The sequence below is a fragment of the Chryseobacterium flavum genome, assembly GCF_003385595.1.
Classification (GTDB): domain Bacteria; phylum Bacteroidota; class Bacteroidia; order Flavobacteriales; family Weeksellaceae; genus Chryseobacterium; species Chryseobacterium flavum.
In genome coordinates, this window is the sequence record NZ_QNUE01000004.1 from 313,122 (window position 1) to 325,333 (window position 12,212).

Here is a 12,212-nt window from a genome sequence, read left to right on the forward strand (position 1 = left end):
TTTAGTTTTTCCAAAAATACTATTTTTAAGCTTTGAAAACAGCCCGTAAAATCACGGTTTTTAATAAGACTGTAAATAATACTTGACAAAGGGGGCTTCAATGTCGTATATTTGCACTCCGAAAATTACACCTTGTAATTTCAATAATTTTTAAACCGTAATTTAAAAAATGAAAACATCAGATTTTAATTTTGATCTTCCTGCGGAATTATTAGCAGAACACCCATCAGAGCACAGAGACGAAGCGAGATTAATGGTACTTGATAGAAAAACAGAAACTATCGAGCATAAATTATTCAAAGATGTAGTAGATTATTTTGATGAGGATGATTTGTTTATCTTTAATAATACCAAAGTTTTCCCGGCACGTCTTTATGGAAATAAAGAAAAAACAGGTGCTAAAATTGAGGTTTTCCTTTTAAGAGAACTTGATAAAGAAACCAGAGTATGGGATGTTCTGGTAGATCCTGCAAGAAAAATCAGAATTGGAAATAAATTATTCTTCACTGAAGACGAATCTTTAGTTGCTGAGGTTATTGATAATACTACTTCAAGAGGAAGAACATTGAGATTCTTATTTGATGGTTCGTATGAAGAATTCAGAGCTAAATTAAAAGAATTAGGAGAAACTCCGCTTCCAAAATACATCAAAAGAGCTGTAGAGCCGGAAGATGCAGAAAGATATCAGACGATCTATGCAAAAGTAGAAGGAGCCGTTGCTGCCCCTACAGCAGGTCTTCACTTCTCCAAGCACTTAATGAAAAGACTGGAGATCAAAGGGATCAATTTTGCAGAAGTTACACTTCACGTAGGATTGGGAACTTTCAACCCAATTGAAGTAGAAGATCTGTCTAAACACAAAATGGAATCTGAAGAGATCATCATTGATGAAAAAAATGCTGCCATTATCAACAAAGCAGTAGAAGCTCACAGAAGAGTTTGTGCAGTAGGTACTACAACTATGAGAGCATTGGAAACTTCTGTTTCTTCAAACAAGAAAATCTCTGCTTTCAACGGATGGACCAATAAATTCATTTATCCACCTCATGAATTTGGAGTTGCCAATTCAATGATCACCAACTTCCACACACCGAAGTCTACTTTGATCATGATGATTGCTGCATTTGCCGGAAGAGATTTTGTAATGCATGCTTATGAAGAAGCTGTAAAAGAAAAGTATAAATTCTATTCTTACGGGGATGCAATGTTAATTCTATAAAAAAAGTAAAAGAGTCAGGTTAAAAATAATATAAGTAGAATGAGACAAAATGATTTACTTATCAGAACTTTTACGCTTTAGGAGAAGCAAGAGAAAGTCATTTCTGGCTTCGGGTTTTAGAAGAACTGAATGGTTATGATTCTGAAGAATTTAAAGCTTATTGACTGAAAGTAACGAGTTAAAAACATTTTGGCTGCAATAGTTAACAATACTAAATTTTAAGCTTTTCACTTTTAACCTGGCTCTTTAATATTATGAAAGATATCCGTACATTATCATTAGACCAGCTTAAAGATTACTTTGTATCTTTAGGAGAAAAGCCGTTTCGTGCGAAGCAGGTCTATGACTGGCTATGGAGCAAAAACCTCCATTCGATTGATGAAATGACGAATCTTTCGAAATCCCTTCGTGAAAAAATTTCCGAAGAATATACCATTAATCCTGTTTCCGTAGATCTTCTTCAAAGAAGCTCTGACGGAACCATCAAAAACGGAGTGAAGCTTCATGACGGGCTGATGGTGGAATCTGTTCTTATTCCAACAGAAACAAGAACAACAGCCTGTGTATCTTCGCAGGTAGGATGTTCATTAAACTGCGAATTCTGTGCAACAGCAAGACTGAAAAGGATGAGAAACCTTGAAGTTGCAGAAATCGTGGATCAGGTAGCCCTGATCGACAGTCAAAGCAGAATGTATTTTGACCGGCCGCTTTCCAATATTGTATTTATGGGAATGGGAGAGCCGATGATGAACTACAAGAATGTAGTGGAAGCGATCAGAAAGATCACCCAGCCGGAAGGACTGGGAATGTCTCCAAGGAGAATTACCGTTTCTACATCCGGTATTCCCAAAATGATCAAAATGCTGGCTGATGATGAACTTCGTGTAAAACTGGCCCTATCCCTGCACTCCGCTATTGAGTCAAAACGTAATGAGATCATGCCTTTTTCGGATAAATTTCCATTGACAGATATTATGGAAGCGCTTCAGTACTGGTATCAGAAGACCGGTTCAGTGATTACCTTCGAATATTGTGTATGGAAAGGAATCAATGACGGAGATGAAGATATTAAAGCTTTGATCAGATACTGCAAGCAGGTGCCTTCCAAAGTGAACCTTATTCAATATAATCCGATTGGAGACGGGAAATATGACCAGTGTAACAAACAGGCAGAAGAAGATTATATCCGTCAGCTTGAAAATGCGGGAATTACCGTAATGGTAAGAAGAAGCCGCGGCGGGGATATAGACGCAGCATGCGGGCAGCTGGCCAACAAAACCGCAGATTAAAATTTCCTTAAAAAAAGTTAACGTTTTCCCAAAATCATTGCTTAAAACCATACCTTTGCACAAATTATTGTGTGATGATGGACTTTTTTATGAACGAGGATGGGTTAGAAAGTGTATACGCATGGGCAATTCCGTTGCATGCTACCGTTATTTTAGCTGAAATGATTTACAGTCATGTTTCAGAGGCTAAATTATACAGCGGTAAGGATGTAGCGACCAATGTTTATCTGGCACTGATGAACTTTGGCCTTGACCTTATCATGAAGGCCTTTGCCATGGGAGTTATGTTCTTTTTTTACCATCACAGGCTATTTACATGGGATTTTACCATCTGGTACTGGCTGATCTGTTTTGTAATCACGGATTTTGCATACTATGTCCTGCACTATGTTGATCATCGCTCCAGAGCATTCTGGGCAGTTCATATTACCCATCATAATTCAGAATTCTTTAATCTGACCACCGGTTTCAGAAGCCCTGTTTTGCAACCGCTTTACAGGTATTTATATTTTTCCCCACTGGCATTTCTCGGATTCAATCCCTGGCATATTATGGTGGTATATGCGATCGGGCAGGTCTATGGAACCTGGGTGCATACGCAAACCGTAAAAAGTATGGGATTCCTGGAACATATTCTGGTAACCCCTTCCCATCACCGCGTACATCATGCCTGCAATATAAAATATCTGGATAAAAATATGGGAATGTGCCTGATCATCTGGGACAAGATTTTCGGAACCTTCGAAAAAGAAGATCCAAACGTTCCTGTTAAATATGGAATTTATCCAAAAATGCCTGACAATAAACCGGACACAGTGCTTTTATATGAATGGAGAAAAATCTGGAAAGATATTAAACAGCCGGGACTGAAGTTTACCGACCGGATCAATTATATTTTCAATTCTCCGGGATGGAGGCATGACGGGACAGGAAAGACTGTCAGACAATATCAGAAAGAGTATTTTGCAAAACAGGCTAAAAAGAAAGAGCAGCAAAATCAAAAAGAACAGAAAATTGCTTAACGCTAAGTTAATTTTAATAAAAATCTATAAGGAAGGACGGGCGGTAAGCCCGTTTTTCTGCTTTTATAAAGAAGACCGGAGTAATGGGAGCCTTTCCACAGATCCTGTATTCCGTTTGAAAGTTCTATTTTTACCGTATGAAAAAATTTTTTCTGCTTTTAACTCTTATAACTTGTGGATTTTCATTTTCACAACAAACTGATTTTCTGAAAATAAAAAAATACAAAATCAGTAATCTCAATGATGAAATCAAAGAAACCTCAGGGCTGAATATCCTGAACGGAAAATTATATACATTCAATGACAGTGGTAATACGCCTGAACTATTTGAGATCAGCAAAACTACAGGAAAGGTTTTAAATATCTTAAAAACAGATGCTAAAAATACGGATTGGGAGGCCCTCACTAATGACGGAAGTCATTTTTATATTGGTGATTTTGGTAATAATGACGGAAGCAGGAGACATCTTAAGATTTATAAGATTCCCTTTATTAATGACAGTCTGAAAAATAATCAGATCCGTGAAATCCTTTTTCACTATCCTGAACAGACGGATTATATTTCCCATTACTGGAAGACAGATTTTGATGCTGAAGCGATGGTGTACGCGAACGGAAAAATTCACCTTTTTACAAAAGAATGGATCTCAAAAGCTACAGCACATTATGTGATTGATCCTGATATTTATGATAAACAGGATGCTGTAAAAACGGAAGCTTTTGATACGGGTTTTATGGTGACGGATGCTGCTTATTTTGAAAATAAGCTGTATTTGGTAGGGTATACGAAGAAGACAGAAGTTTTTCTGAATATTTTTGCAGAGACCAGTCCGGGGATTTTTTTTAAAGATGCCCCAAAACATTACTATCTTGGCAGTTCGCTCTCAATAGGACAGATCGAGGGAATAGCGGTGGACGATAGCGGAATTTATATCTCAGGGGAAAAATTCAGGTCTCCGCTGGGGAGTACAAAACCGGCATTTTATTTTATCCCGAAAGAAAAACTCAGAGATTAATTTTTCTTAAAATTGAGCGAAAAAAATTATCTTTGTGAGAATTAATAATTATTCACCCAGCATTCGCAGATTGTGGCAAATACAGTAGAAGAGATTAAACGACCGATCAACGAGGAAATGAAACTTTTTGAACAGAAGTTTTATGAATCAATGCAGAGTAAAGTGCCTTTATTAGATAAAGTAACCCGCTTTATTGTCACAACCAAAGGAAAACAGATGCGTCCTATGTTTGTATTTCTTTGTGCCAAGCTGGTAGGGGAGGTTAATGAAAAGACTTACCGTGGCGCCTCCATGATCGAGCTGATCCATACGGCTACTCTGGTACATGATGATGTGGTAGATGAAAGTTTTAAACGTCGTAATTTCTTCTCTATCAATGCTCTGTGGAAGAATAAAATTGCTGTTCTGGTAGGGGATTACCTGTTGTCAAAATCAGTATTGTTATCTACTGACCATAAAGATTATGATCTGCTTGGTGTGATTTCAAGAACCATTCGTGAAATGTCTGAAGGAGAGCTTCTCCAACTGGAAAAAGCCAGAAAGCTGGATATCACGGAAGATGTTTATTATGAGATTATCCGCCAGAAAACAGCGACTCTGATTGCTGCATGTTGTGAAATCGGAGTTCTTTCCAATAATGCAGGTGAAACCCTGGCAAAAAAAATGCAGGACTTCGGAACATACACCGGAATGGCTTTTCAGATTAAAGATGATCTTTTTGATTACCTGAGTTCCAATGTCATCGGTAAGCCGGTGGGAATAGATATTAAGGAACAGAAAATGACCCTTCCCTTGATCCATACCCTCAAAATGGCGAACGATAAGGACAGGAAATACTACTTTGATACCATTAAACGTTATAATAATAACCCTAAAAGGGTAAAAGAGCTGATTGAGTTTGTAAAGAGTTCCGGGGGATTGGATTATGCCATTAAGGTGATGAAAGACTTTCAGCAGAAAGCGAAAGATATTTTAAATGAATTTCCGGATTCTGAAGCCAGAAAATCTTTACATATTATGCTGGATTATGTAATTGAGCGAAAATTTTAAATCAAATTATTCTCACGGTTACAATAATAACGGCTAATACTATACAAAATAAGGCGATTAAAAATAAATAATCCGCAATAGTCTCAAATCTGCTTTCTCTCTTTTCTTCTTTTGTTCTGATCGCCAGGAATGAAAAGAAACAGCTGCATGCAAAAAGCAGGCATGCAAGTCCGGCGAATTCGTCTAAATATGTATTATGACTGATTTTAGTGATTTTTAAAGAGGTAATAATAATCAATGAAAATCCTAAAAGATTGCTGGATGCATTAAGAATATGAGGTGACTTTTTTTCCATCTTTACAATTTTTTTCAAAATAAAGCACAATTTTTTTTATTATCAAATTTTTAAAAAAGATTATTAAAAATTAAAATTAATTTAAAAAGTGTATATTAGCAAAATACTTGAAGAATAAAAACTTTTATACTTAGCTATGCAAACAACCTATATTGAAACACAGCAAATATCCTTTCAAGATTTTAAAAATCAGATACTTGGCGATTACAAGTTAGGAAGGATCTCTCGTGAAATGTCTTATCTTGGAAGAAGAGAAGTCCTCACAGGAAAAGCTAAATTCGGAATTTTTGGGGATGGTAAGGAACTTCCTCAGCTTGCAATGGCGAAAGTTTTCAGAAATGGAGACTTCCGTTCAGGATATTACAGGGATCAGACTTTTGCATTAGCAGTAGATGCATTGACCGTTGAGAGCTTCTTTGCCCAGCTGTATGCAGATACAAGTGTGGAAAGGGAACCTGCTTCAGCCGGAAGACAGATGAACGGGCACTTTGCCACAAGAAGTTTAAATGAAGACGGAAGCTGGAAAGACCTTACAGCACAGAAAAATATCTCTTCAGATATTTCTCCTACGGCAGGACAAATGCCAAGGTTATTGGGATTGGCCCAGGCTTCTAAGATTTATAAAAGTGTAAAATTTGAAGGTTCCGAGAAATTTTCAAAAGAAGGTAATGAAATTGCTTTTGGAACTATTGGTGACGCTTCTACAGCAGAAGGTCATTTCTGGGAGACCCTGAATGCAGCCTGTGCACTTCAGGTACCTATGATTGTGTCCATCTGGGATGACGGGTACGGAATTTCGGTTCCTACTAAAAACCAGAGAGCAAAAGCTGATATCAGCGAAATGTTAAGTGGTTTCCAGAGAAAAGATGGCGAAAACCAGGGATGTGAGATCATCCAGGTAAAAGCATGGGATTATCCCGCACTGTTGGATGCTTATGCAAAAGCTGAGCATTTTGCAAGGACAGAAAGCGTTCCTGTGGTGGTTCATGTAGTGGAAGTTACCCAGCCTCAGGGGCATTCTACATCCGGATCCCACGAAAGATATAAAAATGAAGAGCGTCTTGCCTGGGAAACTCAATTTGACGGACTGGTGAAATTCAAAGAATGGATCCTGAATTATTCTATTGAAATTGAAGGAAAAGAAGAAGTAATCGCTACTGCTGAAGAACTGGCGGCTATTGATGAAGAGGCAAAGAAAATTGCAAAAGCCGGACAGAAAACAGCATGGGATAACTATCAGAAAACGATTACTGATTTAGTACAGACCATTTTACCTTTAGTAGAGAACCTTAAAGGTCAGAATACTGAAGTGGAAACATATATTACCCAATTTAATAAGCTGGTTTCCAAAGCTAAAAAAGATGTCTTTCATCTGGCAAGAAAAGCTTTATTGGCAACAAGAGGAACGAATTCTGCTGAAAGAAACCAATTAATGCAGAAATACAATGAGGTTTTTGAAATTGAAAAAGATAATTACTCTTCCCATTTATATTCACAGTCCCAATGGAAAGCCGAGAATGTAAAAGAAATCAAACCGGTCTATTCAGACAGTTCGGAAGATGTGGACGGAAGGGTAGTCGTAAGAAATAATTTTGATAAAATTTTCGAGAAATATCCTGAAACCTTAGTGTTTGGTGAAGATGCCGGAAATATCGGTGATGTAAACCAGGGGCTTGAGGGGATGCAGGAAAAATACGGTGCATTGCGTGTTGCAGATACCGGAATCCGTGAAGCAACCATTCTTGGACAGGGAATCGGGATGGCGATGAGAGGACTGAGACCTATCGCTGAAATCCAGTACTTAGATTATGTTCTTTACTGCCTGCAGGGGATGAGTGATGATCTGGCTACTGTACAATACCGAACAAAAGGAGGCCAGAAAGCTCCGGTAATTATCAGAACAAGAGGCCACAGGCTGGAAGGAATCTGGCATTCAGGTTCTCCAATGGCAGGTATTCTTAACCTTTCAAAAGGAATTCTGGTACTGGTACCAAGAAACCTGACCAAAGCTGCCGGATTCTATAACACAATGCTTCAGACAGATGAACCTGCGATCATCGTAGAATGCCTGAACGGATACCGACTGAAGGAAAAACAACCGGATAATTTAGGTGAATTCACCGTACCGGTAGGAAAGATTGAAGTTACAAAAGAAGGGACAGATGTTACGTTGGTGACCTACGGTTCTACCTGGAGAATTGTAACAGAAGCTGCCAATGAACTTGAAAAGCTGGGGATTTCTGCCGAAGTGATTGATATTCAGTCATTGATTCCTTTCGATTTATCTCACGAAATTGCTGAAAGTGTTAAGAAGACAAACAGATTGGTAGTAATTGATGAAGATGTAGAAGGTGGAACAACAGGATTTATCCTGCAACAGATTCTGGAAAAGCAAAAAGCATTCAGATATCTTGACTCGGATCCTTTAACGATTTCTGCAAATGATCACAGACCGGCATATGCAAGTGATGGTGATTATTTCAGTAAGCCATCTACAGATGATATGGTAGAAAAGATCTATGCCATGTTTAATGAAACAAATCCTCAGAAGTATCCTGCGATATTCTAATTGGGATTTTAGATAAATTTTGAAACCGCTTCCTTTTGGGAGCGGTTTTTTTGTTTAAATTAGTGATATGAATTTAAACTTTAGAAAAGTTGAAACTAGTAATTGGGAAGATTATGTTGTGTATCTTGATAACGTTGAAGTTGGATTAGCATCTGATAATTGGGGTGGTCAAGGTAGAGAGTTTAACATTTCATTTAATAGTAAAATTTTTGAAATCTCAGATAAATACACAATTTCTGATTTTTTTAAAGAAAATGTAGGAATATTTACAATATCAATAAACTTTGAAATTTTTAATAATTTAAGTTGGACTGATCAAGGCAGAACTTCGTTATGGTTTAAAGATAACAATAAAATTTTATTTTCTGTACTTCCAAATTTTATAAAATGGAATAAACCTTATGATATTATAACTTTTATCAAAAGGCTAAAATTAGTCTTAATTCCGTATGGATTTTCAGTTGTTTTTATTGATAATAATGATTTTTTAGATGAAGGCTTTAATATTTATTCTGATCTAGATTTAAATAAAAATATTAATCAGGAGTATCAAAATTTTCTTTCAATAATTGATACTGAAATTAAAAATATATTTGAAAACTCAAATTTAATAGGTGTTGATTCTATAATTAATAAATTTTCCTTTCCTCCTGAAATAAGACAAGCATGTGAACAATATTTAATTTATTTTTCAAAGTTTTTAGAAGACTATGGAATAGAAATAACGTCAATATTAGAAGCAAGGAATGATGATACTTTTTTCTCAATAAAACCTAAAAATTCAAATGAAGCATTATGTAATATTCGTAATTTGTTAAACTTTTATTTGTCACTTCCAGATACTCAAAACTTAGAAATAATAACTAAGGATTATAATGATATTAGTGTTCAACAACTCTTATCAAATATTTATCATTTAAAATCCCAATTAGTTTTAGCGCATTCAATAATTGAATCTAAAAATGCTACTATTGAAAGTTTGAAATTTAGCAATTTTCAAAAACAAACTTATATTGAACAAAATTTGAAAAATGAAGAAAAAACGTTGGATGGTCTAGTTACAATTCAAGAATTTGAATATAGTGGTTTAAAGTTTAATTTACCTGAAATTTTTAGAAGATTAAAAAGAGTGTTTACTAAATAATTAAATACTTAAGTAATAAGGCAATAACAATATAGCTTTTATAGAATTATTCCTCTTCCACCAAAGAAACCCTCAATCTATTCAAAGTATTCATCAGGGTAATGCTTGCCGTCAGCTCCACAATTTCTCTTTCTGTAAAATGCTTTATAAGTTTTGCTTTAGTGTCTTCCCAATCATCTTTGCTGTAAGTGAGAGCTTCTACCCATACTAAAAACAAGCTTTTGCAGCTCATTGAAGGCATTGGTATGGAGCCTGTTAATAATATCCTGTTCAATGCCGAAATCAGAAAGTTCTTTCGCATGATAACTGCAACAATACGCATAACCGGTACCCCTAAGTTCAACCAAGGCAATTAATTTTTCATCAATTTCGGATCTTCTGATGCTGTTGTGGGCTCTGTATAGATTTCCAATTGTTTTTTGCAATGTCTTTGTAATTCATAATGAAATTTTTCTGAAAATTTGCATCAAAAACGCTCCAGAACCTATATACTTACTTTTCCGTAATACACTTACCTTTTTGAAAGTGCAAGCAAAAAGTTATAAAACATTGACAGCCTTCTTATTTTTCACATCCTCATTCAAAAAAGTGCAATCTTTATCGGTATGCACTCCTTTCACCTGATATTTGGCTTCCCACTCTTCCAGTAAATATAAAATCGGTAACAAAGCCAGTCCTTTTTCTGTAAGAGAATATTCAACCCGTGGGGGCAGCTCTTTAAACTCTTCACGAATCACAAGTCCATCACTTTCCATTTCCCTGAGCTGATCCGTAAGTACCTTCCTGGAAATAACATTAATACGCACGGCCAGTTCTCCAAAACGCAGTTTCCGGTCTTTTATTACCAATACAATGATAGGTTTCCATTTGCTTCCCAGGGCAGCCATTGCTTTCCCCAAGGGACAGCTGTATTGCATTAATTCATTCTTTTTCATAAGAAGTTATTTATTGTTGGCCGTATAGAATCTGGTTTCATACGTTACTTTGATGTTACTAATGTAAGTTACTGCGAAGTTACCACTATTTTTTTAATAAAAGATACAAAAACAAACTATTATTAGTTACTTTGTGTAACAAATATAAACATCACGTACAAAATGAGCACATCATCATTATTTCAACCGTTTCAATATAAAAATTTACAGCTTAAAAACAGAATCGTAATGGCTCCTATGACCAGAGCACAGTCTGACAATGGAGTTCCTACACAGAATATTGCAGATTATTACGGAAGAAGAGCTGCTTCAGAAGTAGGATTGATTCTTTCCGAAGGAACCGTGATCAACAGGCCTGGATCAAAAAATATGCAGAATATTCCGGATTTCTATGGAACAGAAGCTTTAAATGGCTGGAAAAATGTAATTGATACTGTACATCATAACGGAGGCAAAATGGGACCTCAGATCTGGCATGTAGGAGATACAAGAATGTCAGAAGACTATCCTTTGGTTCCAATGGAAAAAGCTTCAACCATGACTATTGAAGATATCCAGGATACCATTGCACAGTTTGCAGCCTCTGCAAAATCAGCAAAAGATCTTGGTTTTGACTGTATTGAGATCCATGGAGCACATGGATACCTTATCGATCAGTTCTTCTGGGAAGTAACCAATATAAGGACAGATGAATATGGAGGTAAAACATTAAAAGAGAGAAGCAGATTTGCTGTGGATGTTGTTAAGGCGATCAGAGCAGCAGTAGGCGAAGATTTTACCATTATTATCCGTCTTTCCCAGTGGAAACAGCAGGATTATAAAACAAAACTGGCTTTTACTCCAGAAGAAATGGAAGACTGGTTATTGCCTTTAAAAGAAGCTGGCGTAGATATTTTCCACTGTTCACAACGCCGTTTCTGGGAGCCTGAATTTGAAGGTTCAGATTTAAACTTTGCAGGATGGGCTAAAAAAATTACTGGTCAGCCTACTATTACAGTGGGATCAGTAGGGCTGAACGGCGACTTCCTGAATTCTTTTGCAGGTCAGGGAACAGAGAAATCAGATCTTACAGAGCTGATCAGAAGATTGGATCATGAAGAGTTTGATCTTGTTGCTGTAGGGCGTGCTATTCTGCAGGACTACCAATGGGTAAAGAAGATCAAAGAAGGAAATATGGAAGAGCTTCTTGATTTTTCGGCGGAAAGTATGGGCGTATTATTTTAAGTGACCATTGAATAGCGGTTTACTTCACGGTTGATCTGAAAACAGGCAATAACTGTTGGAGTAATAGATATTCCTGATCACAATTCCATAATTCACTTTATTTTATATTTAATTTTTTCACCTATTTATTAAAAACCCGGCTTTCAAATTTCTGAAAGCCGGGTTTATTTTATGGACATTCCATGGTATCCAGAATACATTTCCACCGGGAAGGGAAGCCATTACTGCCGGGGATATAGCATGGTGTAGTGCCTTCAGGGCAGTCCGGCGCATTACCGCCATTAATGTTTTTCAATTCCCGTTTGGTTAATTTTTTCAGATTTTTCATAGGTAATAATTTGTTGATGATGACAAATATACTATTTTTTTTATGTGGTATATCGTATCTTAAAAATAAGCCCATTCCGGAATTCCGGAATGGGCTTTAACAGATTTAAATATCTAAACTG

12 protein-coding genes are annotated in these 12,212 nt (G+C 36.5%); 8 read left to right on the top strand and 4 right to left on the bottom strand.

What is annotated here, in order from left to right; translation table 11 throughout:
* Positions 1–169 precede the first annotated feature (169 nt).
* The 5 genes from queA to DRF59_RS07010 all read left to right on the top strand — a co-directional run bounded on the left by queA (position 170) and on the right by DRF59_RS07010 (position 5,596).
* A complete protein-coding gene (queA, locus tag DRF59_RS06990; protein ID WP_115958129.1) occupies positions 170–1,219 on the top strand; it encodes a tRNA preQ1(34) S-adenosylmethionine ribosyltransferase-isomerase QueA in 1,050 nt (349 codons plus the stop codon).
* 254 nt (positions 1,220–1,473) lie between these two features.
* Entirely contained in the window at positions 1,474–2,508 is a 1,035-nt protein-coding gene (gene rlmN / locus DRF59_RS06995; RefSeq protein WP_115958131.1) for a 23S rRNA (adenine(2503)-C(2))-methyltransferase RlmN, read from the top strand.
* A gap of 74 nt (positions 2,509–2,582) precedes the next feature.
* A complete protein-coding gene (locus DRF59_RS07000) occupies positions 2,583–3,530 on the top strand; it encodes a sterol desaturase family protein (protein ID WP_115958133.1) in 948 nt (315 codons plus the stop codon).
* Positions 3,531–3,667: 137 nt separating this feature from the next.
* Positions 3,668–4,546: an RNA-dependent RNA polymerase family protein gene (locus DRF59_RS07005; protein WP_115958135.1), complete on the top strand. Its 879-nt coding sequence runs from the start codon at positions 3,668–3,670 to the stop codon at positions 4,544–4,546.
* A gap of 72 nt (positions 4,547–4,618) precedes the next feature.
* Positions 4,619–5,596: a polyprenyl synthetase family protein gene (locus DRF59_RS07010; RefSeq protein WP_115958137.1), complete on the top strand. Its 978-nt coding sequence runs from the start codon at positions 4,619–4,621 to the stop codon at positions 5,594–5,596.
* A gap of 1 nt (position 5,597) precedes the next feature.
* Here the strand turns inward: DRF59_RS07010 and DRF59_RS07015 are convergent, their stop codons facing one another.
* Positions 5,598–5,891 carry a hypothetical protein gene (locus DRF59_RS07015; protein ID WP_115958139.1) on the bottom strand — a complete coding sequence of 98 codons (294 nt, stop codon included), beginning with the start codon at positions 5,889–5,891 and terminating at the stop codon, positions 5,598–5,600.
* 136 nt (positions 5,892–6,027) lie between these two features.
* Between DRF59_RS07015 and DRF59_RS07020 the strand changes: the two genes are divergently transcribed.
* Both DRF59_RS07020 and DRF59_RS07025 read left to right on the top strand, forming a co-directional pair.
* A complete protein-coding gene (locus DRF59_RS07020) occupies positions 6,028–8,460 on the top strand; it encodes an alpha-ketoacid dehydrogenase subunit alpha/beta (RefSeq protein ID WP_115958141.1) in 2,433 nt (810 codons plus the stop codon).
* 67 nt (positions 8,461–8,527) lie between these two features.
* The gene (locus DRF59_RS07025; RefSeq protein ID WP_115958143.1) at positions 8,528–9,604 is read left to right on the top strand and encodes a hypothetical protein; all 1,077 of its coding nucleotides are present in this window, start codon (positions 8,528–8,530) and stop codon (positions 9,602–9,604) included.
* Between the two features lie 46 nt (positions 9,605–9,650).
* Here DRF59_RS07025 and DRF59_RS07030 read toward each other — a convergent pair whose 3' ends face one another.
* Entirely contained in the window at positions 9,651–9,947 is a 297-nt protein-coding gene (locus DRF59_RS07030; RefSeq protein ID WP_206606738.1) for a carboxymuconolactone decarboxylase family protein, read from the bottom strand.
* A 196-nt stretch (positions 9,948–10,143) separates the two neighbouring features.
* Positions 10,144–10,539, bottom strand: coding sequence for a winged helix-turn-helix transcriptional regulator (locus DRF59_RS07035; protein ID WP_115958145.1), 396 nt, complete (start codon positions 10,537–10,539; stop codon positions 10,144–10,146).
* Between the two features lie 162 nt (positions 10,540–10,701).
* On the opposite strand from DRF59_RS07035, the gene DRF59_RS07040 reads away from it, so the two are divergent.
* Complete coding sequence (locus DRF59_RS07040) at positions 10,702–11,763, top strand: NADH:flavin oxidoreductase (protein ID WP_115958147.1); 1,062 nt, start codon at positions 10,702–10,704, stop codon at positions 11,761–11,763.
* A gap of 169 nt (positions 11,764–11,932) precedes the next feature.
* Here DRF59_RS07040 and DRF59_RS07045 read toward each other — a convergent pair whose 3' ends face one another.
* The gene (locus tag DRF59_RS07045; protein WP_157967439.1) at positions 11,933–12,091 is read right to left on the bottom strand and encodes a bacteriocin-like protein; all 159 of its coding nucleotides are present in this window, start codon (positions 12,089–12,091) and stop codon (positions 11,933–11,935) included.
* Positions 12,092–12,212: the final 121 nt, after the last annotated feature.

Coding starts and splice junctions, on each gene's coding strand:
- DRF59_RS07025 (WP_115958143.1), top strand. CDS start 8,528: ATGAATTTAAACTTTAGAAAAGTTGAAACTAGTAATTGGGAAGATTAT.
- DRF59_RS07045 (WP_157967439.1), bottom strand. CDS start 12,091: ATGAAAAATCTGAAAAAATTAACCAAACGGGAATTGAAAAACATTAAT.
- rlmN (WP_115958131.1), top strand. CDS start 1,474: ATGAAAGATATCCGTACATTATCATTAGACCAGCTTAAAGATTACTTT.
- DRF59_RS07020 (WP_115958141.1), top strand. CDS start 6,028: ATGCAAACAACCTATATTGAAACACAGCAAATATCCTTTCAAGATTTT.
- DRF59_RS07035 (WP_115958145.1), bottom strand. CDS start 10,539: ATGAAAAAGAATGAATTAATGCAATACAGCTGTCCCTTGGGGAAAGCA.
- DRF59_RS07000 (WP_115958133.1), top strand. CDS start 2,583: ATGATGGACTTTTTTATGAACGAGGATGGGTTAGAAAGTGTATACGCA.
- DRF59_RS07015 (WP_115958139.1), bottom strand. CDS start 5,891: ATGGAAAAAAAGTCACCTCATATTCTTAATGCATCCAGCAATCTTTTA.
- DRF59_RS07005 (WP_115958135.1), top strand. CDS start 3,668: ATGAAAAAATTTTTTCTGCTTTTAACTCTTATAACTTGTGGATTTTCA.
- DRF59_RS07040 (WP_115958147.1), top strand. CDS start 10,702: ATGAGCACATCATCATTATTTCAACCGTTTCAATATAAAAATTTACAG.
- queA (WP_115958129.1), top strand. CDS start 170: ATGAAAACATCAGATTTTAATTTTGATCTTCCTGCGGAATTATTAGCA.